The organism is Pararhodobacter sp., from assembly GCF_036802785.1.
Classification (GTDB): domain Bacteria; phylum Pseudomonadota; class Alphaproteobacteria; order Rhodobacterales; family Rhodobacteraceae; genus Pararhodobacter.
Window position 1 is genome coordinate 1 of the sequence record NZ_DAIRVN010000043.1, and the last position, 24,784, is coordinate 24,784.

The 24,784-nt window shown below is 64.0% G+C and carries 27 protein-coding genes and 1 pseudogene; 15 read left to right on the forward strand and 13 right to left on the reverse strand.

Annotated elements, in window-relative coordinates:
* The coding region (locus V7Q53_RS14445; RefSeq protein ID WP_333829364.1) for a transposase domain-containing protein at positions 1–173 on the forward strand (173 nt) is incomplete at its 5' end.
* 65 nt (positions 174–238) lie between these two features.
* Here the strand turns inward: V7Q53_RS14445 and V7Q53_RS14450 are convergent.
* From V7Q53_RS14450 to V7Q53_RS14460, 3 genes and pseudogenes are all read right to left on the reverse strand, one after another.
* Positions 239–400, reverse strand: a complete 162-nt coding sequence (locus V7Q53_RS14450) for a DsrE family protein (protein WP_333829322.1) — start codon at positions 398–400, stop codon at positions 239–241.
* On the reverse strand, positions 397–1,695 hold the full coding sequence (locus V7Q53_RS14455) for an MFS transporter (RefSeq protein WP_333829323.1): 1,299 nt from the start codon (positions 1,693–1,695) through the stop codon (positions 397–399). The genes V7Q53_RS14450 and V7Q53_RS14455 overlap by 4 nt, the downstream gene beginning before the upstream one ends.
* Positions 1,692–1,880, reverse strand: a pseudogene (locus V7Q53_RS14460) (sterol desaturase family protein); the annotation flags it as partial. The pseudogene V7Q53_RS14460 and the gene V7Q53_RS14455, both read right to left, overlap by 4 nt.
* A 4-nt stretch (positions 1,881–1,884) precedes the next feature.
* Here V7Q53_RS14460 and V7Q53_RS14465 point away from each other — a divergent pair.
* The 4 genes from V7Q53_RS14465 to V7Q53_RS14480 all read left to right on the forward strand — a co-directional run bounded on the left by V7Q53_RS14465 (position 1,885) and on the right by V7Q53_RS14480 (position 3,544).
* Positions 1,885–2,577, forward strand: a complete 693-nt coding sequence (locus V7Q53_RS14465) for an ArsR/SmtB family transcription factor (protein ID WP_333829324.1) — start codon at positions 1,885–1,887, stop codon at positions 2,575–2,577.
* Between the two features lie 139 nt (positions 2,578–2,716).
* Positions 2,717–2,917: a hypothetical protein gene (locus V7Q53_RS14470; RefSeq protein WP_333829325.1), complete on the forward strand. Its 201-nt coding sequence runs from the start codon at positions 2,717–2,719 to the stop codon at positions 2,915–2,917.
* Between the two features lie 95 nt (positions 2,918–3,012).
* Positions 3,013–3,147, forward strand: coding sequence for an entericidin A/B family lipoprotein (locus V7Q53_RS14475; RefSeq protein WP_333829326.1), 135 nt, complete (start codon positions 3,013–3,015; stop codon positions 3,145–3,147).
* A 127-nt stretch (positions 3,148–3,274) separates the two neighbouring features.
* Positions 3,275–3,544, forward strand: coding sequence for a DksA/TraR family C4-type zinc finger protein (locus V7Q53_RS14480; protein WP_333829327.1), 270 nt, complete (start codon positions 3,275–3,277; stop codon positions 3,542–3,544).
* Between the two features lie 108 nt (positions 3,545–3,652).
* On the opposite strand, the gene V7Q53_RS14485 is transcribed toward V7Q53_RS14480, so the two are convergent.
* Positions 3,653–4,189 (reverse strand): CIA30 family protein, encoded by a 537-nt coding sequence (locus V7Q53_RS14485; protein WP_333829329.1) that lies wholly within the window; start codon positions 4,187–4,189, stop codon positions 3,653–3,655.
* 17 nt (positions 4,190–4,206) lie between these two features.
* On the reverse strand, positions 4,207–5,022 hold the full coding sequence (locus V7Q53_RS14490; protein ID WP_333829331.1) for a hypothetical protein: 816 nt from the start codon (positions 5,020–5,022) through the stop codon (positions 4,207–4,209).
* A 163-nt stretch (positions 5,023–5,185) separates the two neighbouring features.
* Between V7Q53_RS14490 and V7Q53_RS14495 the strand changes: the two genes are divergently transcribed.
* Positions 5,186–5,860, forward strand: a complete 675-nt coding sequence (locus V7Q53_RS14495) for a hypothetical protein (RefSeq protein WP_333829332.1) — start codon at positions 5,186–5,188, stop codon at positions 5,858–5,860.
* Between the two features lie 40 nt (positions 5,861–5,900).
* Here the strand turns inward: V7Q53_RS14495 and V7Q53_RS14500 are convergent, their stop codons facing one another.
* From V7Q53_RS14500 to V7Q53_RS14520, 5 genes are all read right to left on the reverse strand, one after another.
* Positions 5,901–6,653 carry an iron ABC transporter ATP-binding protein gene (locus V7Q53_RS14500; RefSeq protein ID WP_333829333.1) on the reverse strand — a complete coding sequence of 251 codons (753 nt, stop codon included), beginning with the start codon at positions 6,651–6,653 and terminating at the stop codon, positions 5,901–5,903.
* Positions 6,650–7,618: an iron chelate uptake ABC transporter family permease subunit gene (locus tag V7Q53_RS14505; RefSeq protein ID WP_333829334.1), complete on the reverse strand. Its 969-nt coding sequence runs from the start codon at positions 7,616–7,618 to the stop codon at positions 6,650–6,652. The genes V7Q53_RS14500 and V7Q53_RS14505 overlap by 4 nt, the downstream gene beginning before the upstream one ends.
* On the reverse strand, positions 7,608–8,600 hold the full coding sequence (locus V7Q53_RS14510) for an ABC transporter permease (RefSeq protein WP_333829335.1): 993 nt from the start codon (positions 8,598–8,600) through the stop codon (positions 7,608–7,610). Before V7Q53_RS14510 ends, V7Q53_RS14505 begins: the two co-directional genes overlap by 11 nt.
* Positions 8,601–8,663: 63 nt before the next feature.
* A complete protein-coding gene (locus V7Q53_RS14515) occupies positions 8,664–9,557 on the reverse strand; it encodes a siderophore ABC transporter substrate-binding protein (protein ID WP_333829336.1) in 894 nt (297 codons plus the stop codon).
* 56 nt (positions 9,558–9,613) lie between these two features.
* The gene (locus V7Q53_RS14520; protein WP_333829337.1) at positions 9,614–11,749 is read right to left on the reverse strand and encodes a TonB-dependent receptor domain-containing protein; all 2,136 of its coding nucleotides are present in this window, start codon (positions 11,747–11,749) and stop codon (positions 9,614–9,616) included.
* 91 nt (positions 11,750–11,840) lie between these two features.
* On the opposite strand from V7Q53_RS14520, the gene V7Q53_RS14525 reads away from it, so the two are divergent.
* Positions 11,841–13,421 (forward strand): LysR family transcriptional regulator, encoded by a 1,581-nt coding sequence (locus V7Q53_RS14525; RefSeq protein ID WP_333829339.1) that lies wholly within the window; start codon positions 11,841–11,843, stop codon positions 13,419–13,421.
* Between the two features lie 38 nt (positions 13,422–13,459).
* Here V7Q53_RS14525 and V7Q53_RS14530 read toward each other — a convergent pair whose 3' ends face one another.
* Positions 13,460–14,734: an MFS transporter gene (locus V7Q53_RS14530; protein ID WP_333829341.1), complete on the reverse strand. Its 1,275-nt coding sequence runs from the start codon at positions 14,732–14,734 to the stop codon at positions 13,460–13,462.
* A 464-nt stretch (positions 14,735–15,198) separates the two neighbouring features.
* On the opposite strand from V7Q53_RS14530, the gene V7Q53_RS14535 reads away from it, so the two are divergent.
* Genes V7Q53_RS14535 through V7Q53_RS14545 form a run of 3 tightly spaced genes read left to right on the forward strand, consistent with a single transcriptional unit; the run spans position 15,199 to position 18,131 of the window.
* On the forward strand, positions 15,199–15,651 hold the full coding sequence (locus tag V7Q53_RS14535; protein WP_333829342.1) for a hypothetical protein: 453 nt from the start codon (positions 15,199–15,201) through the stop codon (positions 15,649–15,651).
* 2 nt (positions 15,652–15,653) lie between these two features.
* Positions 15,654–17,171: a tripartite tricarboxylate transporter permease gene (locus tag V7Q53_RS14540; RefSeq protein WP_333829343.1), complete on the forward strand. Its 1,518-nt coding sequence runs from the start codon at positions 15,654–15,656 to the stop codon at positions 17,169–17,171.
* A 24-nt stretch (positions 17,172–17,195) separates the two neighbouring features.
* Positions 17,196–18,131, forward strand: coding sequence for a tripartite tricarboxylate transporter substrate binding protein (locus V7Q53_RS14545; RefSeq protein WP_333829344.1), 936 nt, complete (start codon positions 17,196–17,198; stop codon positions 18,129–18,131).
* A gap of 209 nt (positions 18,132–18,340) precedes the next feature.
* Here the strand turns inward: V7Q53_RS14545 and V7Q53_RS14550 are convergent, their stop codons facing one another.
* Positions 18,341–19,531 (reverse strand): MFS transporter, encoded by a 1,191-nt coding sequence (locus V7Q53_RS14550; protein WP_333829345.1) that lies wholly within the window; start codon positions 19,529–19,531, stop codon positions 18,341–18,343.
* Positions 19,532–19,854: 323 nt separating this feature from the next.
* Between V7Q53_RS14550 and soxR the strand changes: the two genes are divergently transcribed.
* Entirely contained in the window at positions 19,855–20,286 is a 432-nt protein-coding gene (soxR, locus tag V7Q53_RS14555; protein ID WP_333829346.1) for a redox-sensitive transcriptional activator SoxR, read from the forward strand.
* A 77-nt stretch (positions 20,287–20,363) separates the two neighbouring features.
* Here the strand turns inward: soxR and V7Q53_RS14560 are convergent, their stop codons facing one another.
* The gene (locus V7Q53_RS14560) at positions 20,364–21,305 is read right to left on the reverse strand and encodes a DMT family transporter (protein ID WP_333829347.1); all 942 of its coding nucleotides are present in this window, start codon (positions 21,303–21,305) and stop codon (positions 20,364–20,366) included.
* Positions 21,306–21,355: 50 nt separating this feature from the next.
* On the opposite strand from V7Q53_RS14560, the gene V7Q53_RS14565 reads away from it, so the two are divergent.
* From V7Q53_RS14565 to V7Q53_RS14580, 4 genes are all read left to right on the forward strand, one after another.
* Positions 21,356–21,991 carry a bifunctional transcriptional activator/DNA repair enzyme AdaA gene (locus tag V7Q53_RS14565; RefSeq protein ID WP_333829348.1) on the forward strand — a complete coding sequence of 212 codons (636 nt, stop codon included), beginning with the start codon at positions 21,356–21,358 and terminating at the stop codon, positions 21,989–21,991.
* Positions 21,991–22,473, forward strand: a complete 483-nt coding sequence (locus tag V7Q53_RS14570) for a methylated-DNA--[protein]-cysteine S-methyltransferase (protein WP_333829349.1) — start codon at positions 21,991–21,993, stop codon at positions 22,471–22,473. Before V7Q53_RS14565 ends, V7Q53_RS14570 begins: the two co-directional genes overlap by 1 nt.
* Before the next feature lie 334 nt (positions 22,474–22,807).
* A complete protein-coding gene (locus V7Q53_RS14575) occupies positions 22,808–23,356 on the forward strand; it encodes a YaeQ family protein (protein ID WP_333829350.1) in 549 nt (182 codons plus the stop codon).
* A 252-nt stretch (positions 23,357–23,608) separates the two neighbouring features.
* Positions 23,609–24,727, forward strand: a complete 1,119-nt coding sequence (locus tag V7Q53_RS14580; protein WP_333829351.1) for an MFS transporter — start codon at positions 23,609–23,611, stop codon at positions 24,725–24,727.
* Positions 24,728–24,784 lie beyond the last annotated feature (57 nt).

The window sequence follows — 24,784 nt, forward strand, 5'->3', positions numbered from 1 at the left end:
ACGACGGAGGCGGCATCGCTTGGGGCCGCATCGCATCGCTGATCGAGACCTGCAAAATCAACGGCATCGAGCCCTTCGCCTACCTCAAGGCAACCCTGACCGCGATTGCCAACGGCCATCCGCAAAGCCGCATCGACGACCTGCTGCCGTGGAACTTCACGCCGTCAAGATAGCAGTCCGTGGTCCCCCGCGAACGCTTACAGAATTCCGCTTCGCTGGCGATTTCAACCTGGGTCCTTCAGTGAGGCAGGTCGCTGGCGCAGAGCACGGCGTCGGCCATCAGAAAGACGGTAATCTTCGCCTGGGCGTCGTTCTTGGCAAGCGCATGAGTCATGCGCAGACCGTTGAAACTGCGCTCGGTGCCGCAAGGTGGGTCGTTCAGAATGAGCAGATGGTTCATGCAGGATTTCCTTCAGCTGCGGGATTCAGGCGCGGATGGGTTTCCTCACTCCAGAAGAACAGGAGCGCGCCGGAGGCAAACATCGACAACGCCACGAACCAGAAGGCGGCTCCAATCGCGCCGGTGAGGTGCGCCACCAGCCCGAGGCCGAGCGCGCCGACCCCGTAGCCAAGATCGCGCCAGAAGCGGTAGATGCCGATGGCCGAGCCGCGCCATGCGGGCGGGGTGATGTCGGCAACGGCGGCCCCGAGGTTCGGATAAAGCAGTGCCATGCCGAAGCCCGCGATCGCCGCCGACAGGGACCACCACGCAGCCCCGTCGCCGAGAGGGACCATCAGAACCCCCGCGCCGCAGATCCACATGCCCAGCACGTTTGGCCAGAACCGCCCGACATGGTCCGACAGGCGGCCGGTGAACAGCTGCGATCCGCCCCAGACGAAACCGTAGGCGCCGACGATCCAGCCCATCTCGGTCAGGCTGGCGCCCCTGGACACCAGAAAAACCGGGAAGATCACCCAAACCAGCGCATCGACGAACTTCTCGACCAGTCCCGCCTGCGACAGCGCGGCAAGTCGCTTGTCACGCCAGCTCATCAGGGCGAAGACCTCGGCCGTCGTGGGATGCTCCGACACGCCTTGCGGATAGCGCGGCGGGTATTTCGGCGCGCTGAGCTTGTGCGCCGCCGTCTCGGCCTTGGCCCAAGGCAGCGTGTCCTTGACCCAGACCACGGTCAGGGCCAGCGCGGTGACGGCAACGGTCATCCCGAACAGCAGAAGTCCGAGCCGCGCTCCCAAGGCTGCGGCCGCATAGGCCGTGACCACTCCTGCCAGTGCGACGCCCACATAGCCCGAAAACTCGTTAAGCCCCATCGTCAGCCCACGCTGATCGACGCGCGTAATGTCAAGCTTGGCGGTCTGCGTCATCGACCAGCACAGGCCCTGGTTGATACCCAGAAGCACGGTCGCCGCGACGATCCAGCCCCAATTTGGCGCAGCCCAGATCATCACCGGGATCGGCAGCGCGATGATCCAGCCCCAGAGCAGGACCTGCTTGCGCCCGATCCGCTCAGACAGCCGTCCGGCGACGAAGTTCATCACCGCCTTGACCACGCCGAACGCCACGACAAAGGCCGTCAGCAGCAGGAACGAGCCGCGCGCCACGCCGAACTCGGTCTCGGCCAGCGCCGGGATCACGGTGCGCATCATGCCGATGGCAAAGCCGACCAACAGCACCTGGATCAGCTGATGCGAGAACTGTGTCAGGTTCTCGCGGATACCGAGGGGAAGTGCGGTCATTTCGTGTCCTCCGGGCTTGTGTCCAGCGCCCCGCCGCTTGCCGGGCCGCGCAAAGGCTGGATCAGCATCCGGTCAAGCCACAGATCACGGGGCGTGCGGAACTGCTCGATGCCGATGGTCATGCCTTCGTGGCCCGCCTTCGGCTGCGCCCGGTAGGTGCCCAGAAGCCGATCCCACCACGGCAGCCCGATGTCAATCAGTCCCAAGGCCGCACTTCTGGAGGAATACGCGCTCGTCGCCCGCGCGCTTTCCGCACCCGCTCGGCTGATGCTGCTGGAGCAGATCGCACAGGGCGAGCGCAGAGAGGAGGCTCTCGCCGACAAGACCGGCCTCACAATTGCCAACGCCTCGCGGCATCTTCAGAGCCTGCGCCGTGCCGGGTTGGTCGCCAGCCGCCGCGACGGCAAAGCGGTGATCTACCGGCTGACCGATGCGAAAACGCTTCAACTGATGGACCTGCTCCGCATCGTCGCCGAGCGGAACCTTGCGGAGGTTGAGCGCATCCTGCGTGGCCTGTCAGACGGTCAGGACGCGCCCGAACCGGTCAGCCGGGATGAACTGGCCGCGCGGCTCGCCGAGGGGTCCGTGACCGTCCTCGACGTCAGACCGTCAGACGAATATGCCTCGGGACACATCCCGGGGGCGCTTAACGTGACGGTTTCGGAGCTTGAGCTGATCCTTCCGACGCTCGATCCAGGCGCGGTGATCGTAGCTTACTGCCGGGGGCCCTATTGCATCTATGCTCACCAGGCCGTCGCGGCTCTGCGCAAACATGGGCTCAACGCGCGGCGCCTCGATGGCGGTCTGCCGGAATGGCGCGAGGATGGACGCCCGGTGCGCGCCAGATCGCCAGATGTCGACATTTCAAACGAGGGAAAATGACCTTACAGTCATCTCACGAACGATAGGGTCGCTCAGCAGCGTGTGAGCAATCCTCCACCAGAACCCTCGCAGAACCGCAAAATCCACCGCTACAAGTAAGTCAGAACGTCACTCAACGCAGAACGCCAACAACCTGACGATGATCAAGGGCGGTGCCTCAAAGCTGTCCCTCGACCGTGTTCCGGACCTCGCGCGTGCTCTCGAGTGCGGCCCGGCCTTCCTGCTGCGTCTGGCGATGGAACAGGCCTTCGGCGAAACGGCGGCGAAAGCGGTGAGCGAGATCTGGGGCACGCGCGCCGCCTTGCCGAAGAGAATGCCGCTGCCAACCGGGGCTGTCTGATCAATCTGAAAGATAATGCGCTCCCTGCACAGGCGGACGGGAACGAAACCCTTGTCAGAAGCGTTGTTCCACAGTCCAGAAAAGGAGACCATGATATGACCCTACTGCCCAAGATGCTGCCTCTGCTTGTCGTTGTGATCCTCGCCGCATGCAACACCGTGGAGGGTGCCGGTCAGGATATCACCCGCGCTGGCGTTGCGATCCAGCAAGAAGCCCGCGCCGCCGAGTAACCGGCTTCCGGTTTTGCCGGACGGTGCGCAGGACCCGCGCGAGTGATCGCGCGGGGTCATGAACAGTTGAAAAGCGCTGAATCTCAGCGCAGGGTATGGTTCTCAGGCACTTGGTCCGGAGGCAGGCATGGCGGGCGGATGGGCGCGCGACGGCGCGGTGAACGAACAGATCGAGGCTTCGATCGCCGATGAACTGCAGCGCATGAAACTGCAAAGCAGGCCAGCATCGCCGAGCCTGCGCAATTGTGCGGAATGCGGCGAAGCGATCCCGGAAGCGCGCCGGAACGCCGTCCCCGGGGTGAGGCTTTGCGTGGAATGTCAGGCGGAACGGGACGGCGCGTCGATCCCCCGGGGCGGTATCAATCGCCGGGGATCAAAAGACAGCCAGTTGAAATAAAAATGCGCGCGGCCATCGGGGCAGGCGTCTGATTGCATGAGCGGCAGCCCAGGGCCCGGCATTGTGAGACCCGCATATCACGCGCAGCCGGCACCGAACCTGCGCTGCTCAGCCAACAGTTTGCGCAGCATAAAAGCGGATGTCGGCGAGGGCGACATCGGCCTGAAACGCACGTCCGATGGCGATGATGCCCAGCCTGCGCAGCCGGTCCGTGCGCAACGGGTATTCGGTGCGGTGGGGGGTGAAGCCGGTGAAAGGCAAATGCAGCCGCTGCCATTCACGTGTCGCCACGAAACTCTGGCGGTAGGATTCCCATGGTCGGTTCAGGTCAGTCGTGCGCAGGTGCAGGTTATAGGTCTCGTCGTTGCCCCGCACATCCAGCCGGATACCCGCCCATGCTGAGGCGTCCACCGGCGCGCCGCCTGTGCCCAGATCCAGCGCAAGTTGCAGGAAACCACCATTGTTCTCAAGGCTGACGCCCCCGCGCAGCCGTACCGCCGGGCGCCCGGCGAGCGTTTCCCGGCGCATGCTGCCGGAAGAAACCCCGCCCATGACCTGATCCGAAATCACGGCCCATTCGGTGCCGGTCGCCGCCATCGGCGGTGCGAGGCTCAGGTCATCAATCACTTCGGGTGCGCTTTTCATGGCCACTCCTACCCCCTTCAGCCTGCCTTGCTCAGGGCGGGCCGGGGTGCCTCATCCTCATAAGACGTAGGAATCCCGCGCTCGATGCAATCCTTCAGCAACCCGCGCAGGTTCAGGGCCAGATCGTTGACCACGAACAGCATCAGGCGGTTGTCATCCAGAAAATCGGTGCCGAAATCGCGAGTCAGAAAGACGACAGCATGGGACCGGTTGTCAAAGGATTCGACCGCGAAATACCAGTCCTGCCTGTAGCCGCTGACCCCGGTCAACCGGCTGAGGCCCCAGTCAAGCTGCTGCCTGCGCTCTTCCATCGCGGCCTCGGTGGCGGCGGGCAGATACAGGGTAAAGACCACCTCACCCATGTTGACCTGCGCGCGCAAAACCAGCGTGCGGCCCTGCGCCTTGACGAAATACAGGCATTCGACGCCGCAAGACGTATAGCGCAGCCGGATGCTGACATTCGATTCCGGGTAAGAGCTGCGCCATGCCTTTTTCCGCCAGCCCCTGCCCGGCTGCCAGCTGGCTTCCTGCGGCGGGGCGCAATCCAGAATCAGCAGGCCACGCGGCAGGGAATGCAGCAGGAATTCACGGATGCGGGCGCGCAGCACGGTCAGATTGGCGTCGCGTTGCGAGAAGAACACGATCAGCGCGATCACCAGCCCCGAAGCGGCGATCTGCGCCAGCGAGATGGCCACCAGCACCCAGCTGTCGCGCCCGCCACGGTCCATGTAATAGATGACGACGGCCAGCGCCGTGACCAGCGCAAGGCTCAGCACCATCAGGGCGGTCAGCTTCACCCATCGGGGTGCGTAGAGAAAATTTCCGGTCTGCATGCGGGTCTGCCCTGTTTGTGCGCAGGGCCAAGAGATGCTGACGGGCGCCGGGTGTCAACCTTTCCCGGAGCGGCCCTTTCCCCGCGCGGACCGTGTTGCCGCGCGCCGCACTTTTGTTCCCCGTCGCGCGGGAGTATCATCCACGGCCAGCAGGAGGCCTGACATGCGCTTTTTTGATTTCAGTTCATGGCAGGGCGTGTTCACCACCGTGCTTGGGCTTGCGGTTTTCGCAATGATCGGGGTGGGCATCCGGGTTCTGGTGATGCTGACGCTTCAGCAGCGCCAGCAAAGGATGAACCGCCAGATCAACGAGCGCCTCAAGACCCTGATGGCGGCCTACAGAACGCTCGGCGGCTCATTTACCGGCGAGCTGACGGCCAACCCCCGCCATCTGCGTGACATGCGCCTCCCTGCCGATGAAGGCGAGGACGGATCGGCGCAGACACCCGGCACCACACCCCCGGAGCGCCCGCGACGGATCCGAGACGCGGTAGAGGCGGCTTTGTCGGACATTCTGCTGCTCGGCACCGAAGAGCATGTGCGCCTTGCCGGACAGGCGGCAAGCGACATGGCGGCGGGGCGGCCCATTCATACGGCAGAGCTGGTGATTTCACTGCGCGCCTATATCCGCCTGGCGCTTGATCTGGAGCCGATCCCTGCATCCGTGACGATCCCCCTTCAGGGCCCGACCAGACCGCAGGGCGGCGGCGCGCGGGGCAAGGGTGATTCCGGAAGGGAAAGGGGCGGTGGTGGTGGAGGCGGTGCCGGTGGTGGTGGCGGGACGGGAATGGGCATCGGCGCCGGGCGCCTTGGTGACACGCCGGGCAGTGGCGGCTGAACAGGCGCCACCGCGCCTCCCTGCCCCAACAAGCCCTGCCCTAGTAAAGCGCCAGCAACCTGTCGCCCAGCGCGACAACCTCGATCGGCGTTTCATAGACCGCGCTCAGAAGCGGACCGGTCATGATCTCGGCAGGGGTGCCGTGGGCGTGGATCTTACCTTCCTTCATCACCACGATGCGGTCGCAGCAGGCGGCGGCCATGTTGATATCGTGCATCACCACCGCGATGGTCTTGCCCAGCTCACCCGCCGCCCGGCGGATCAGCGCCATGATGGCAACCGCATGGCGGATATCGAGGTTGTTGAGCGGCTCATCGAGCAGGATGTAATCGGTATCCTGCGCAAGGATCATGGCGATATGCGCGCGCTGGCGCTGGCCGCCTGAAAGCTGGTCCAGAAAGCGGTCGGCCAGATCGCGCAGGCCCAGATAGTCCAGCGCGCGGTCGATCTGCGCGACATCCTCAGCCGTCAGCCGCCCGCGCGAATGCGGATAGCGGCCAAAGCCCACCAGATCGCGCACCGTCAGCCGGGCGGTGGTGTGGTTGTCCTGCCGCAGGATCGCCAGTCGCCGCGCCACCATCGGCCCCGGCATCTGCGCCAGATCCGTCCCGTCCAGCGTGACCCGCCCCCCCTCGGCGCGCAACAGCCGCCCGATGACCGACAGAAGCGTCGATTTCCCGGCACCATTGGGCCCGATGATGGCGCTTACCCCGCCCTTGGGCAGGCTCAGCGTGACATCGCGCAGCACGCGCACCCCGTCATAGGACAATGAGACGCTCTCAACCCCGATCATCGGGCACCTCCACGGACAACCAGCAGGATAAAGGCGATACCGCCGATGAATTCGATCACCACCGAAAGCGCGGTATCGTAGGACAGAACCTGCTCAAGTATGGTCTGCCCACCCACCAGCGCGATCAGGCCGATCAGCGTGGCGGCGGGCAACAGCACCGCATGGCGCGCGGTGGGAAACAGCAGATAGGCCAGATTGGCCACCAGGAGGCCGAAAAAGCTGATCGGCCCCACCAGCGCCGTCGATACCGCCACAAGCACCGTCACCAGCACAAGCGCCAGCGCCACCATCCGCGCATGCGCCACGCCCAGCCCGATCGCCGCCTCGCGCCCCAGCGCCAGCACGTCAAACACCCGGTGCAGCCGCCAGAAGCCAAGGCACACCGCACCCACGATCAGCGCGGCAATCACCAGCAGCTCCTGATTGACGGTATTGAAACTGGCAAACATCCGGTCCTGCAGCACCAGAAATTCGCCGGGGTCCATGATCCGCTGCAACAGGCCCGAGATGGCGCGGAAGAACACGCCAAAGACGATCCCCACCAGCAAAAGCAGATGCAGGCTGCGCGCTGTCGCCCCGAACAGCCAGTAATAGAGCAGGCCGCCGAAGATCAGCAGAAGCGCGGTTTCGGCCAGAAACATCGCCCGCGCATCCAGCATCGAGGTTTGCATCGCGCCAAGGCTGAACACCAGCGCCGTTTGCAGCAGGATATAGAGCGCGTCGAACCCCATGATGGACGGCGTCAGGATGCGGTTGTTGGTGATGGTCTGAAACACCACGGTTGCGGTGCCAATGGCCACCGCCACCAGCACCAGCCCGGCCAGCTTGGTGCCACGAAACGGCAGGATGAAGCTCCAGCTGCCGCGCGCGCCCAGCAGCATGAACCCGGCCACCGCCAGCGCCGCCAAGAGGCCCAGAAGCGCGAAGCGGGTGGCAATGGTGCGGGCGCGGGCCTCAGGCGACACGGTTGCGGCCCCTTAGCAGAAGGAACAGGAACACCGCGCTGCCGATCACGCCCATCGTGGTGCCGATAGGAATTTCATAGGGGCGGATCACCACGCGCCCGACGATATCGCAGGCCAGCACCATCCCCGCCCCGCCCATCACTACCAGCGGCAGCGACCGGCGGGTGTTGTCGCCCACCATCAGGCTGACGATATTGGGCACCACCAGCCCCAGAAACGGAATATTGCCCACCGTCGCCACCACGGCGGCCGAGATCAGCGCCACCAGCCCCAGCCCCAGCCAGACCACGGCGCGGTGGTTAAGGCCCAGACTGGTCGCAAGCTCCTTGCCCAGCCCGGCCACGGTAAAGCGGTCGGCGGCGAAATAGAGCGCGACCAGCATCGCCAGCGCCAGCCACAGCATTTCATAGCGGCCGCGCAGAATGATCGAGAAATCGCCCTGCATCCACGCGGTCAGGCTTTGCAGGAAATCGTAGCGATAGGCGATGAAGGTTGAAACCGCGCCGATGACCCCGGACAGCAGAATGCCGATCAGCGGCACCATCAGCGTGGAGCGCAGCGGCACCGCGCGCAGCACCGCCAGAAACAGCGCCGTGCCCGCCAGCCCGAACACCGCCGCCACCAGCATCCGCGCGAAAACCGGCAGGTCGGGGACAAACAGCATCACCAGCAGAATGCCCAGCCCCGCCGCCTCGGTCGTGCCAACGGTCGAGGGTTCGACAAAGCGGTTGCGCACCAGTATCTGCATGACCAGCCCGGCCATCGCCATTCCGGCCCCCGCCAGCATCAGCGCCAGCGTGCGCGGCAGGCGCGCGGCGAACAGGATCTGGGCTGAGCGCCCCGACATTCCCTCAGCCCAGAGCGCGGCAGGGCTGAGGCTGCTGACCCCGACAAACAGGCTCAGCGCGGCCAGCACCGCAATCAGTGGCAGACCGGCCCAGAGAAAGGCGCGCGCGGCGGTGTTGCTGTGGGCTGGTGGCACGTCAGGCTCCCATGAAGGAACCGGCCCACGGGTGGGGCCGGTCCGGGCTGTGTTTACGATGGGTCAGTTGTCGTTCAGCGCCTGGCTGAGCTGGTCAATACCGACGCGCAGGGCCTGAACACCGCCGCCGATCAGATACCATGCCAGCGGGTCCAGATAGACAACCTGCCCGCGCTCCCATGCGGTGGTGTTGCGCACCAGCTCATTGTCGAGGAACTGCTGCGCGGCCTGCCCGTCACGGCCGATGGCGGCATCGCGGTCAACGACGAACAGCCAGTCGGGGTTGGTCTCCAGAATGAACTCATGCGAGATCGACTGACCATGCGTGCCGGTATCGGTGCCGGTCACCGCCGGGGTAAAGCCGAACTCCTCGAACAGCACCCCGAAGCGCGAGCCGGGGCCATGCGTGCTCATTCGCCCACCAGTGGTCAGCACCACAAGCACCCGCCCGGCATCAGCGGCCTGCGCGCTGAGCGCCGCGATATCGGCATCCAGCGCGGCGATCTGCTCAGCGGCGGCTTCCTCACGCTCAAACACCCGGCCCAGCAGGGTCAGATTGTCGCGCAGCGCGGCGATAAACCCTTCGCGCGGCAGGGTCAGGTCGATAGTCGGCGCGATGCGGGACAGATCGGCGTGTTTGGGCCCGGAACGCCCGCCCACGATGATCAGGTCAGGGGCCATGGCGGCGACGGCCTCCATATCCGGCTCGAACACCGTGCCGATATCTGCTGCATACTGGCGCAGATACTCCGGCATCGTCACACCCCCCGGCGCACCGGCGACCGGCACGCCAAGCGCATCGAGATTGTCGAGCGAGGCCAGATCGAACACCAGCACCTGCTGCGGCACGCCGGTGATTTCGGTCTCGCCCTGGGCATGGCGGATGGTTTCGGCCCAGAGGGCGGTCGTGCTGGTCAGGGCCATCAACCCGGCAAGGGCAAGGGTGCGAAGGGTCATTGTCATCTCCAAATTCAGGTCAGACCGGCGCGGGGAAAGGCCCGCGCCGGAAGCATTCAGAACCGCGAGGTCACGCCCAGCCAGAAGCGGCGGCCCTCGATCACGGTGTTAACCTCATCCACGGCGGGGGACCGGTCGAGCACGTTGTAAACCGCTGCTGCCACCGACACCCGGTCATTCATCGCGTAGGAGGTGCCGATATCCACCGTGGTATAGGGGTCATAGCGGCGGCCGATCTGGCCATTGATCTCAATTGGCGTGCCCTGCGTGCCCAGGCGCGCGCCCGCGTTGATCTCGGCGCCGTGGTAGTTGACCGCGCCCCAGAAATCGAGGCCATAGACCGGCGACTGCCAGTCGGCGCGCAGCGTGGCGCGGTGGCGCGGGGTGCGTTGCAGCGGGAAGCCCGCGAACTGGCCCGAGCGCTGCTCGCTGTCGGTCAGCGCATAGGTGGCGCGCAGGCTCAGCGTGTCGGTAGCGCGCCAGTCGCCCGAAAGTTCAACCCCGCGGATCACCGCATTGTCGATATTGAAATTCTGCCACAGGCAGTAATAGCCCGGATAAGGCCCCAGCGCTGCCGCGTTACAACCGGCGCCGCCGAGCGGATCAATGATATCGCCGGTTTCGGGGTTGATCAGCATGCCGGTTGCGGCATTCGATATCTTGTCGTTGAACCGCGTGTAGAAGGCCGTGGCGCTGGCTGAAAAGCGGTCCCCCTCATACACGGCGCCCAGCTCGATATTGGTGCTGTTTTCAGGCCGCAGATCAGGATTCGGAGCGATCAGCCCCGCGCTCTGCTGGGTGGGAAGGTAATAGCCGGGCGCGACCTGGCGCACATCCGGCGCCCGGAACCCGGTGGAAACGCCGCCCTTGACCGTCAGCGCATCGGAATAATGCCAGACACCGTACAGGCGCGGGCTAATATGGCCGCCATAGACCGAATGGTTGTCATAGCGCAGCCCGCCGGTCAGCGAAAAGGCATTGCCTATCTGCCATTCGTTCTCGGCATAAAGCGCCCATTGTTGGACGCCGATGTCCTGCGGATCGGTCCCGTGACCGATGTCGTTTACCGCCACATCGGTGAACTGGAAGCCGCTCACCAGTGTGTGCTGGCCCGCGAAGGTCCAGGGCATGGTGACGCGGCCATCCAGCACGGTGTTGACCACGCGCGGCACACGGACATTGGGCACCGCCGGATCGCCGGTATAGACAGTGCGCGACCCCTCTTCGCGCTGCAGGCTCAGGTCGGTCGTGGCGTTGCCCCAGGTGCCGGAATAGCCAAGCGCGACATAGTCGCGGTCATGGTCGCGCCGGGTGGTGGCCCCGCCCCACAGTGCCGAGGTGTTGTGCAGCGAGATCGCGCGCAGCCGTTGCGAGCCGCCTTCAAGGCGGAACTCGTGTCCGGCAACCGGCGTATAGGTCAGGCGCGCGCCGATTTCACGGTTTTCCGCGCCGTTCAGCCCGTCCACAACTGTCCCGGCGGCATCGGTCATCGTATCTTCGTCGCGGTGATAGGCCCTGCCCCAGATCTGCAGGCCCAGCCGGTCGGCAATCACCGGCCCACCGACCGAGAAGGAAAGTTGCCGCGAATTGCCACGGTCGCTGTCCTGCTGCGCCGTCCCCTCGACCGAGACCGAACCTGACCAGCGGTCAGCCACCGGGCGGGTTATGACGTTGATCACCCCGCCCATCGCATCCGAGCCATAGAGCGACGACATCGGCCCGCGCACCACTTCGATCCGCTCAATCTGTTCGAGCGGCGGCAGGAAGCTTTGCTCATAGCCCGAACTGCCGTTGGTGCGCGACTCACGGGTGGACTGACGGCGCCCGTCCACCATGATCAGCGTATAGGCACCGGGCAGACCACGGATCTGGATGTCGCGCTCGTTGCCGGTGCCGGTGACAGAGACGCCCTGCACTTCGCGCAGCGCATCGGCAAGGTTGGTGTAGCTTGCGTTTTCCAGATCCTCGCGGGTGATCACGGTGATCGAGGCCGGGGCATCGGCCACCGCCTGCTCAAAACCGGCGGCGGTGACAACCATTTGTCCAAGGTTTTCAACGCCGCGCAGCAAAGCGTTCTGCGCCCAGGCGCTGGCGGGCATCCCGGCGGCAAGGGCAAGGGCGGCGGTGCCCCCCAGCCAGTTCAGGCCTGTCTGATGCGCGGTTTTCCCTGCGTTCGAACGAAATTTTTCCATCGGCTGTCCCCGGCCTTTCTAATCCTGATAAAAATAGTGTATTATTAGCCCTCGCTGCGGGAACAACCCGTAGTTTCTAGAACCATTCCAAATGAACCTCAGTGGAAATACCGGCCTGACCATGCCCGATACAGACATCCACGCGCCCGGCCACCCGCCCGGCCCTGCCCCCGCTTCCGGGCGCCTTCGCCTGCTGGAGGCGCTTGATGCGCTGCTGGTCTGCGGCGGGGTGAGCGATGCGGCACGGGTGCTCGCCATCTCGCCCCCGGCCATGAGCCGTCTGCTGGCGCAGTTGCGCCTGCATTACAATGACCCGCTTCTGGTGCGCGCGGGCGGGCGGCGTATGGTGCCCACGCCCTTCGCGCTGCGCCTGCGCGAACGGGTCCACGCCTTCAAGCAATCGGCCGAACAACTGCTTGCGCAGCGGCCGGATGATCTTGCCGCTGCGGCACTGCCGGTCGGACTGCCCGATACGCCTCCTGAAGAAGCACCGCTGCCCGGTGCCGCGCTGAATCCTTTCGGTGCCGTGCAACACAGCCGGTATTACCCTCGTCTGATTACCGAAGACAGCGACGCGCCCGATCTGTCCGAAGGCGCACCCACGCCCGAATACATCGTTCAGCGCCGCGAAAGCTGGATCCGCAACCCCGATCCGCAGACCCGGCTGGCCGGGCTGATCAGCGCGCTTGCCGGTGGGCAGGCGATCAGCCGCCCCTTGCACGCGGACGAGGCCGCCGAGGCGCTGGCGATCATCCTGCGCGGCGAGGCCCAATCAGTGCAGATTGGTGCGTTTCTGGCGGCGCTGCAGCTTCGTGGCCCCACGGGCGAGGAGCTTGCGGGCATGGTCCGCGCCGCGCGCGACACTCTGCCTGCGCAGCGCAACGCCGATGTAGCGCTTGACTGGCCCGCCTATTCTTCGCCGCGCAACCAGCGCATTCCGTGGTTTCTGCTGGCCGTCAAGGCGCTGGCCGAGGCGGGCTACCGCGTGGCGCTGCACGGGCCGGGCCACCCCGGCGATATCCGGTTGCATGTCGCGCAAAGCCTTGGCATCCCGCTTGCCCCCTCGATGGACGAGGCCGCGCGCCGGCTTGATGACCAGCGCTGCGTCTATGTGCCGCTCAGGGTGCTCAGCCCGCAGCTTCAGGCGCTCAACGGGCTGTATACCGCGCTTGGGATGCGCAACGCCTCGCATCTGGCTGTGCAGCTTCTCAACCCGTTCGGCGGACGGGCGACGGTGCTGGGCGTGCCCTCACAGCACGGGCAAAGTGTGCACCGCGATGCGATGATCGTGCTGGGGAAAGGGCGGTTGCTGAGCGTGAGCACCCATCGGGACATCGCGCAGGGCACGCCACACCGGCTGCTGCGCTATGCGCTGATCGACGACGGCAGCAGCGAGGAACACGCCTTTCCCGCTGTCAACCACCGCCGCCCGCCGGGCATGGTGCCCGGCCAGCGCACCGCCGAGCAATGCCTTGCCGCATGGAGCGGGCAGTTGCGCGATACGGCGGTCAGCGATGTGATCGTGGATACGATCGCCTTTGGCCTGATCGCAGCCGGTGCGATTGAAAGCACCAGCGCCACGGCAGCCCGCGCCATGGCGCAAGACCTGTGGGCCGCGCGGCTGAGCGCCCTGCCCTGCCCGGTTGCGCGGCGGCACAGGCTTGCTCCCTGAGGCCGTGAGCCGCGCACCCCGGAAGCGGCTATGGCGTTTCAGCCATCCGTTCCGCGCCGCAACGGCAGGAAGGAGCGCGCCTGCGCGCGTGTCCGATGGCGGAGGTCTGCCGCCACACCCAGCATCGGGTGCAACTGCCCCGCGACCACGAACATCGCCAGCAACCCCACACCTGCGGCCACGAAAAGGCCCTGCACCGGCGCGACCAGCAGGATCAGCGCCCCCATCCCGGGCGTGAGAATGCCCGACACATCGCGGAAGCTGGAATAGACCGCGGCCATCTCGGTCCGCTCCGAGGGTTTCACCGCCATCAGAAACGGCAGCCCGCCCGCGACATCCAGCAGGATAAGGCAGCACGAGGACAGCACCAGCGAGGCCACGACCGCGCCGGGCACCGGCAGCACACCGGCCAGCAGGAAACCCGCCCCGGCCACCAGAAACCCGGTCCGCACCGCGCGCCGGACCGAGGTGCGCTGCACCCAGCGCAGGATCAGCGGCGTGGCGAACAGAAGCGCGTTGGTTGTGGAGACAACGCTGCCGCCAAGGCTTTCCGGCAATCCCGCCTCGATCGCATAGATCGGCAGATACACGATATAGACCCACCAGCCGCAGGAGCGCAGCACCGCGAACATCCAGCCCGCGATCAGGCGTGGCTGCGCGGCGAAGCGGCCCAGAAAGGCCAGCGGATTGGGCGCCGGGGCACGGGCGCGGGCGATAAGCTTGCCGTTGCCCAGCCGCAGCCACCAGAAAACCGCGATCAGCAGCAGCGCAAAGACCCCGCCCAGCAGGAACGGCGCGGGCGCCCAGAGCTGCCAGAGCACCACACCGCTTACCGGCCCCGCCGTCCAGGCAAAGGCCGAGTAGAACATGCGCAGCGTCTCGGTCCGGCCCAGTTCGACCTTGGCGATGTAATCCAGCACATACGCGTTGAGGCAGACAAAGCAGGTGACCGTGGCCAGCGTGCAGAACAAAAGCGCGGGCAGCATGAAAGGCCCACCCAGTGTGCCAAACCCGCAGCCCAGCACATAGAGCGTGGCGCCCAGGGTATAGAGCCAGCGGCGCGGCACAAGGCGGTTGATCCACGGCACCAGCAGCCCGAAGGTGAGCGAGGTAATTCCCACCGCCAGATAGATGGCCGAGACCATCCCCGCATCACCGAGCTGCGCATAGAGCGCAAGCGGCATCACCGACAGAAGCATACCCCGGATCAGCGCTTCGACACCCGAAAGCGCCGCGAAAGCGCGCGCCGTCGGCGTCCGCCCCACCCCTTCGGGCGGGTGGCGCAACCACTCTGGAATGGCGCGTTCAAGCATCCGTCTCCTCCTGCCAGCGAGGACATCACGCGCACCCGCCCCTGTCGCGCCGTAAAGCGACAGGAGAAGGGTCGAATTTAACAAGTTCACAGAAGCTTCAGCGCCCCGCCTGCGTTCCTTTGTCCTGAGGCAGTGCAAGCGGCAGGATGCGCCCTGCGCCGAAATCGAGGGTATCCGCAGCTTGGGGCCCGAAACGACGTTCAGCAGGTACAGATCACAGTCTTTCCAACCTCGGCAGCTTTGCAAGGCCCGGCCTGATTTTCCCTGTTGACGGGGGTGCGGCCCTGTTGCTGCACGGAACAGCCAACAAGGGATGATTTCCGCGCCGGGGCCATTCCGGCGCCGCAGGAACCCTGCGTTTCTGAGCGCTGGCCGAAAAAGGTTGTCAGCCTGCGCCCATCTGTGCAAGCCTGAAGAGGTTGTTAAGCGACATTCATAGGTCGCGATTAAACAGGGATAGGCCATTGCACAGACCAGATTTCTGGTCCGGGATCAGCGTTGCCGCGTTCGGGCTTCTTGCGCTGGTCTGGATCATTCCGAACTTCGCCGGGTCCAACCCCTTCGCGCAGATGCCGCCGGGCCTTGTACCCAGCATTGCTGCCTGGGTCATGGTCGTATGCGGCGCGGTTGTCGCAACCGGCGGGCTGGTCGGCATCATCCGGTCACGAATTTCAGCGGTGAGCACCGATATCGACTGGCGGGCACTGGCCTGGTCGGCATGGCCGTTTTTGTATGTCGCGGTTGCCATCTGGGTCATGAGCTCCATCAAGATTACCTGGTTCGGGGCGTTTCTGATCGGAGGGATGCTGATCCTTCTGGGTGAGCGGCGCTGGTACATGGTGCTGGGCTGCTCGGTGGTACCGGTGGCGCTGCTTTACGTGTTGTCCGTGTATCTGATGCGCGTCGGGGTGGTCTGAACATGGATTTTTCTGCTGTAGGCGCAGCCATCGGCGAGGCACTGACCGTCGCCTCGATTATCGGCATCGGCGGCGGGGTGCTGCTGGGCTACATCGTCGGCGTGATACCGGGTCTGTCGCGGTCGGTGGCGATTTCCATCGCGATTCCGATGACATTCTACATGACGCCCTATATCGCGATTTCCTTCCTGATCGGCCTGTCCAAGGGCACAGCGGCAGGAAGCGCGGTGTCCGCCATCCTGCTCAACGCCCCGGGGGAGGCATCATCGGCCGCCACCTCGCTTGACGGCTATCCGATGGCCAAACAGGGCAAGCCCCGCACGGCGCTTCAGATCGGCCTGATCGCCTCGGTCCTCGGGGATATTCTGGCGACCATCATCCTGATCTTCGTGGCCATCCCCTTTGCCCGCGTGGCCCTGCTGTTCGGCCCTTACGAGATGGCCGCCATTCTGGCCTTTGCGCTGGTGTTCATCGCCGGACTGTCGGGCGGATCCCTGTTCAAGGGGCTGGCTGCCGGGGGGCTGGGCATCTTTCTGGGCACCATCGGGCTGGACAACCAGACCGGCCTGCCGCGCATGACCTTCGGCTATGCCGAACTGATGGACGGCATGCCATTGATCGCCGTGGCGATCGGCACACTGGCGCTGTCGGAAATGTTCATTCAGTCCGAGAAGCTGCGGCTGGAGCGCGCCAGCATGGCGGTGGACATGAAGAACGCCGCTGATGACCACATCACCTGGCCGATTTTCAAACGCATCATGCCGACCATTCTGCGCGGCACCGGGGTGGGCACCTTTGTCGGCGCGCTGCCGGGGCTGGGGCCATCGGTGGGCTCGTTCATGTCCTATGGCATGGCGCAGCGCGCCGCCAGGAACCCCGAAGCCTTCGGCAAAGGCGAGCCCAAGGGCATCGCCGCGTCTGAATCGGCCGACAATGCGGTGATTCCGGCTGCGCTGATTCCGCTTTTCGGGCTAGGGATACCGGGTAATGTCTCGGCCGCGCTGCTGATCGGGGCCTTCGCGATCCATGGCATCACCGTGGGCCCCCTGCTGCTGCGTGACAGCCCGGAGCTTCTGTATTCCATTTTCGCCGGGATGATCCTTGCCAGTATCATCATGCTGGCGCTTGGCTGGTTCGGGCTGATGGTTTTCGCCCAGATCACCCGTGTGCCGCCGCATGTCGTCATTCCCATCGTCATCTTCTTCTGCCTCGCCGGGATGGTGCTGCAGGGCTATGGCACCTTCGGGCTGATCATCCTGATGGCCTTTGCCCTGCTGGGCTATCTGATGAAGAAGTTCGATTATTCCTTCGTCACCTTTCTCGTCGCCTTCATCATCACCCCGATGCTGGAGCTGAACCTGCGCCAGAGCATCATTCTCTCGCGCGGTAACTGGTCGATCCTTCTCGACCGCCCCATCGCCGTGTTCTTCATCGCCTGCACGCTGATCGCACTGATCATGCTGGCATGGCGGACCCTGAAGATCGGCAAACCGGCAGCCGGAGCCCCGGCAACGGATTAAAAACCAAGAACAGGGATACTGCTCATGAAACGAAGAACCCTTCTCGCCACCGCTGCGGCGCTCACTGCCACCTTCGCCGCGCCTATGGTGCTGGCCGATACCTGGCCCACCCGCCCGCTGACCATGGTGATCGGCTTTGCGCCCGGCGGCTCGACCGATATTCAGGGCCGCGTTCTGGCGCAGGTCATGGAAGAATTCCTTGGCCAGCCGGTCAATGTGGTCAACCAGCCCGGCGCCGGCAGCGCGGTTGCCTTTACCCGGCTGAAAAGCAACACCGACGGCGGCTATACCTTCCTCTTCGGCGGCACCACGGCGCTGACTTTCACGCCGATCATTACGCCCGTGGAATACGAGATCGACGATTTCGAGTATCTCGCCGCCGTGGCCCTTGGGCAGAACGCCATCGTCACGTCAGCCGATCAGCCCTTCAGCACCTTTGACGAGATCATCGAGCACGGCCGGAACAACCCCATGACCTTTGCCCAGCAGACCCCGCTGGACGAGGCGATCATCCGCTCCATCGCTGAACAGGAAGGGCTGGATCTGGCGATCATCCCCACCGGCGGCGGCGGCGGTATGGCGCCGCTGGTGCTGGGGCGTGAGGTTGATTTTGCCTATTCGGGCGGAACGCATGCCCAATACACCCCGACGGGCGAAATGGTTGTCGCCGCCTTCATGTCAGCCGAGCGCAGCCCGTTCTACCCCGATGTGCCGACCCTGATCGAGCTGGGCTATGACTATGCCATCGAGGATTACCGGAGCATCATCGTGCCCACCGGCATCCCGGATGAAGCCCGCGAGCGCCTGATCGCCGCCGCCGAATACGCCAGCGAAAGCGAGCGGTTCAAGGAGATCACCGAGGGGAATACTTTCTTCCCGGTTGTGTTCATCGGTCAGGAAGAGATGGAAGCCAGCGTGCGCCGGATCCGCGCCGCAACCGAAGTGGTCATGGGTGATTGAGGCAAACACCCGTGTCGGCGGCACTGCTGTCGCCGACACACCCCGCGACGGTTTCCCACCTCCGCAGGACTGCCCGCGACCAGACCTGCGTGGTCGTTGAGATTTTCAGCAGCCTGCCGTTCACGGAGAATAACCTTTGACGGGCTTCACCTATCGGGCCCGTTCAGGCCCGGAGGGCCGTGCAGGTTGAGCGCAGGAATCCGGCCGCTTCAGCGCTGTGCGGTATACTGGGCAGGGGTCGGATGCCCTCGAACCAGCGTTGCCATGGCCAGCAATCCGAGGGCTGCGAAAGGCAGGCAGGCAAGGAAGATCCATCGGGCGACCTCCGCCGCCTCCGAGGGCGTCTCCATCACCGTGAAGCCAGACGCATTCGCCACGATCCCGATATAGGCCGCGCCAAGCGCAAATCCGAGCCGTTGAACCGTCGGTATCGCCCCGGAAATCCGCTGCACCTCACCCGGATCGGCCAGCGCCGTCGTCCGCCTCAGAATGAACGTCCAGGCCATGCCGAACCCGCCGCCTTCCATCGCCGCGAAGACCGCGATCAGCCAGACAGGGCCGTTCGGAACGGCGTAAACGAAGCCAGCGATACTGGCGGCAACAAGTGCCATACCCAGTGCAATCATCAACCGGTCCAGCCGTTCCGGTGAGCCGCTTACCAGCACCGCCATGACGGTCCAGCCGATGGATGAGCATGCAACGATGTATCCGGCGGTCAATGCCGACGCGTTGTGAATCGCGGTGACAAGAAGCGGCCCGAACGCCGTGACGGCGATTGTGGCCAGCGAGAGCGACAGGATCATCAGCAGGGCAGATCCCGTCGGTTTTCTGAAATCGAACGGGCTTACCGGAAGCAGCCGGTCATGCCCCGCCTGACTGTCCAGCCAGAGAAAAAGGGCAAGACAACCGATCCCGAGCGCAACGCAGACCGTGGTCTGAACCATCCCGATCCCGACGCCGCCATAGGACACCATGAGAACGGCGAGGCATAGAAGCGCCAGTCTCTTCAGCGGGAGGCCGTTGCGCACAGCCGTTTGTGGCGCGGCTTGGTCTGGCCGCAGTGCAATCCATACCGACAGGCCGAACGCCTGCAGGGCGAAAAAAGCAAAGCCCCAGCGCCATGTCGCATATTCAACGAAGAAACCGCCGATCAGCGGCCCGAGGAAGGCCGATACACCCCAGAATGTCGAGACGGTGGCCATAGCCCGGGCGGTGTAGCGTCTGGGGAAGATCACGCCGATTGCCACGAAGGACATGGCCACAAGTCCGCCCCCGCCCAGACCCTGAAATACCCGCCCGCTCAGAACGACCGGCATGCTGGGGGCGACGCTGCTCAACAGACAGCCGAGGCCGAAAACCAGCGCTGCGAGGCTCATCGGCCGTCTGAGCCCGTATCGCAATCGTCAGCAGAGCGCTCGCGGCACCGGCAACCACCGAGGCGATCTCATAAAGCGAGACCGACCACCCGACGAGGCCCGCACCCCCGACCTCGGCCACAATCGACGGCAGCATCGTTGCGACGATGAGCGAATCGGCGGCATGCAGCCAGACCGCGAGGCAGACGAGGGCCAGAGCAGGGGCATAGGCGCTGCCAAGGAACTCTCTCCATGACACGAATCTTGCGGTTTGCGGTTCCGATGCAGGGGGTGTCTCAGCCATCATGGTCTCCTTGACAACCGCATCGCTACGACCTCAACTATGGTTGAGGTCAAGGAGTTTCTTTATGGCTCAGCGTTATTTATCGGTCGGCGAAGTTGCTGACCGCACGGGATTGCCGGTCTCGACCCTGCATTTCTACGAACGAAAGGGGCTGATCGCCTCTATGCGGAACAGCGCAAACCATCGCGTCTACAGGCGGGAAGTCCTGCGGCGTGTGAGCGTCATCAAGGTGGCGCAAAGCGTCGGTGTGCCACTGGCAGAGATAGCGGAGGCGCTATCCGGCCTTCCGGCCCATTCCGTGCCTGACACCGATGACTGGGCGCGTATCTCTGAAGTGTGGCACGACGATCTCACCCGCCGCATAAAGTTGTTGACCGCGCTACGGGACAAAATGGCGATGTGCATTGGCTGTGGGTGCCTCAGTGTGAAGCGGTGCCCGCTCGTCAATGCCGATGACCATCTGGCGTCGGAAGGACCGGGCGCCCGGCTGCTCTAGCATTCACCGAAGCGGACATATGCCGCAGGGCGGCAAGCCGACCGGGCAGTGCCGGTGATGCGAACCTTTTCTGCCATTCATGGTTTGGGTTCGCATGGCCGGTTCCGTCGGATCCTGGCTTTGACGCTCAGCCTTTCCCCGATACGTCCGTCAATCGTCAGCAGGCCAATGCTGATAAGGCCCATTCCGATGTAGTGCCGCGCGGCCAGCTCTTCGCCAAGGATCAGGGTGCCCAACACAATCGCGCTGACCGGCACAAGCAGGGTGACCAACGCGACGTTTACCGCCCCGGCAGAGGCGAGGATGCGAAAGAAGATCACATAGGCCAGGGCCGTCGATACGATGGCGAGCGCCAGAACCGCCGCGATTGCCGGAAGGCCGGGTGGCGGCAGCGTCCAGGGTCTGTCGACCACGGAAATGATCGGCAACATCATGATCGTGGTTGCGACGAGCTGGCCGAATGCAACCTGTGTTGCTGTCAGATCCATGGCCTTGAACCGACGCCCAAAGACACCGGCAAAACCGTATGCCAATGCCGCACCCAGACATGCCAGCATACCCAGCGAGGCGATGCTGGCGCCGCCCAGAACCTCGCCGCCAAGCAGGATGGCCACGCCGAGAAACCCGAAGAGGATGCCTATGGCCTTGTTCGGTGCCATGCGCTCGTCTGTCAGAAGGAAGTGCGCGACGACAATCGAGAAGAGCGGCGTTGTCGCGTTCAGGATCGAGGCAAGGCCACTGGGGATCATGGTCTGCGCCCAGAACAGCAGGCTGAAGGGCAGCAGATTGTTCAGCAATCCCATGATGAAGAACGCGGCGACAGCCCCTTTCGCAAAGGGCCATGCCTCCTTCCGCAGCCGCAGGACCACGAGCAGGACGAGGGCCGCGATTCCGGTACGAAGGGCCACGACCGTCAGCGGGGGCAACGCCTCGACAGCCACAGCGACAAAGAAGAAGGATCCGCCCCAGAGGACCGAGAGCAGCAAGAGCAAAGCCCAGTCCTGTAGTGTCATACGCATGGCAGGTATTCCGTGAATCGTTGAGCTGCGAGAGACCTACAGGCCTGAGCGTGGCGGCACTGGCCATTTTCGGACATCATCATCCACGCCACCTCGCGTCGGCGTGGTTTTGCGTCCATATTCTTCCCATGCTTGATTTTGACACATGCAACGAAGCACGATTGAGGCGTGATTCCGCCTTTGACGGAAAGTTCTTCACGGCTGTCCGCACGACCGGAATCTATTGCCGGCCCGTGTGTCCGGTGAAGCATCCGCTCACAAAAAACGTCAGCTATTACCCCACCGCCGCGGCGGCCGAGCGGGCGGGCTATCGCCCCTGTCTGCGGTGCAGACCGGAGACAGCCCCTTTCTGTGCGGCATGGAACGGAACCCGGACAACTGTGGAACGGGCGTTGAGGTTGATCGAGGACGGGGCGCTGGATACCGGCACCGTAGAGGCCTTGGCTGATCGCCTCGGTGTCGGAGCGCGGCATCTTTCACGTCTTTTCGCCGACCATATTGGTGCGTCGCCGCTTCAGACCGCGCAGACGCTGCGTATCGGGCGGGCAAAACGCCTTCTGGATGAAACGACGCTGCCGATCACGGATATCGTCTTCAAAGCGGGCTTCGGGAGTGTCAGGCGCTTCAACGCGGCGTTTCAAAAGCTCTATGGACGCCCGCCGTCTTCCATCCGAAGGCCAAAGTGATGACGGTGTTGTGGTACACCCATATCGCAAGCCCTGTCGGCAAGCTTCTGGTTGCGGGCACCGATGAGGCCCTTCATTTTCTGAGCTTTCCGACTGGTCACAAAGCGTTCGCTCCGCGCCCGGAATGGCGACAGGCTGACGCGCCTTTTCGAGAGGTGAGGCAACAGCTCAGCGCCTATTTCGCCGGCGACCTGCGCCGGTTCGACCTGCCGCTTTCCCTGAGCGGCACATCTTTCCAGAACAGCGTCTGGCAGTTATTGGCCAGCATCCCTTATGGCGAAACGCTGACCTATGGCCAGCTTGCGACCCGGCTTGACCGGCCAAAGGCCAGCCGTGCGGTTGGCGCTGCGAACGGCAGCAACCCGTTGCCGATCATTCTGCCCTGCCATCGGGTGATCGGGGCGAGCGGCGCGCTTACAGGGTTCGGCGGGGGCCTTGAGGTGAAGGAATATCTGCTACGGCACGAAGGCGTGCTCGAATAGGCGCTGGCCCAGAAGCGGCGATTCATCCCTGCCGCAGCAATATGGAGTTCGGGCACTTCGCCTGGGCCGTCAGGTGCAGCATCCTTCCGGCGCAGCTCTGCCAACTCCGCCTCCCATGAGATGACCGGCCTGCTGTCTGCGCCTTGCTGTCGCTCGGCCATGCAGCATGGCCTGCCCGCAGACCCGCTCCTGCCCTTTCAGGCGCCCCGCCAAGCAAAACGACGCGGGATACCCTCTTTTGCGCCGGTTTTTGTCCGGGGGCCTTGCCTTATCTGCTTTCACAAGGTCACCGGACGCACTAGGCATCTCTATCGTCGCAATTCCAGGACAAATCATGGCGCAGAAAGCCACCATCTATAAAGTTGAACTTTCCGTTTCAGATATGGATCGTCACTATTATGAGACCCATAAACTGACCGTTGCCAGACATCCGTCAGAGACGGATGAACGGCTGATGGTGCGTATTCTCGCGTTTGCCCTGAATGCCCATGAGCAACTGGAACTGACCAAGGGCCTTTCAACGGACAGCGAGCCAGACATCTGGCAGAAAAGCCTGAGCGACGAGATGGAGTTGTGGGTGGCGCTAGGGCTTCCGAGCGAGAAACTCATGCGTCAGTCCTGTGGCAAAGCAAACAAGGTGATTGTCTACAGTTACGGCGGCAGGACGGCTGAGGTGTGGTGGAGCAAGATCAAGAGCAGCACCACCCGTTTTGGCAATCTTCAGGTCATCAATTTCTCAGAGAAGGACACCAGTGAACTGGGGAAACTGGCGAGCCGCTCGATGAAGCTGCAGGTGAATATCCAGGACGGTGAGGCAATGGTCAGTGTCAATGACAGCATGGTTTACCTGACCCCGGTCGCATGGAAAGATGCTGATCACTGACCGCCGGTCAGCTCAAGACGCGCAGATGTGTCCGAAATGGAGCATGATGCGGCAAGTCTGAGTGGCCGGTCCGGCCACGGCGGCATGCAGCAGAGGTTGACCGGCGGCCCCGGACCGGGCGCGATGTGCCCTTAGGGCCGGACGATCTGGTACTCTCGCCGCGCTGCGGCCTTTACGCCCAAAGCCCCCTTCCCTTCCAGCTTCAAATCGTTGATCTCTTGCGGCAGCAGTCGGTTAGCGGGAAGAGCGGGCATGGCGTTCTATGCATTCTATGTTGCGCTCTATGCGCAGATCGCTGTCGGGATCACCTTCATGCCCCTCTGGCTGAAGGCCCAGGGGCTCAGCGAGGCGACCATCGGCATGCTCATGGCCGCAGCGGCGATCATTGCCGTTGTCGTCAACCCGCTGGTCGGCACGTTCGCTGACCGCACACGCCTGAACAAGGCAATCCTTGTCGCGCTTATCATCGGCGCGACAGGTGCGACGCTTGCGTTGGGTGCAATCAGCGGCGCGCTTCTGGTCGCCATGGTATTCCTTATGTACCGGGCGCTCATTTCGCCGCTTGTGCCGCTGGCGGAATCGATTCTGATTGCAAACCTGACGGCCTACCGGCTGGATTTCGGTCAGGTGCGCGCCTGGGGTTCGGCCTCGGTTGTCGCCACGACCCTGCTGTGCGGATTCCTTATCGACTGGTTCGATACGCGGATGATCCTCTGGCTGCTCCTTGTGATCCTGCTGGCGCAGGTTGTCACGTCGAACGGCCTCCCGGCCCGGGCGCGCGGCACCCAGCCTGCGATCACCACCGCCGCAATCCTGCGCGCCCTGCGCAATCAAAGCTTCCTCCTGCTGCTTGGAAGTGCGGCGATTTCACAGGCATGCCATGCCGTCTTCTACGCCTTCAGCACGTTCCGCTGGCTGGAGGCCGGGCATTCAACCTCGGCCATCGGTATGTTCTGGAGTCTGGGCGTCGGCGTGGAGATCGTGGCCTTCGTGCTCGGCAAACGCATCACGGCGCGCCTGACACCCGGAAAGATCATCCTCATCGCCTGCATCGCCGGTATCCTGCGCTGGGGCATTTTCGGCCTGTCGGCAGAGCTTGCACCGACGCTTGTTGTTCAGCTCCTGCAAGGCGCCACGCTTGGCCTCGCGCAGGTCGGCGTCGCATCTTATATGCGGCAGAACATCGCGCCTGAGTTTCTCTCAAGCGCGACGGGAGTCTATTATGCCTCAGCGGGACTGATCGCCGCGCTGGCCATTCTGGTGGGCGCGCAGCTCTATCCGATCAGCAGCAGCTATGTTTTCCTCTTCACCGCTGCGCTTTGCGCCTTTGGGGCCATTGTGGCCAGCCTGATGGTGGAAAAGAGCGAATAAACACCTCTGGCCCAGCCACAGGGTAAACACCCATTGCTACCCCGTTCGCAGGCTCGG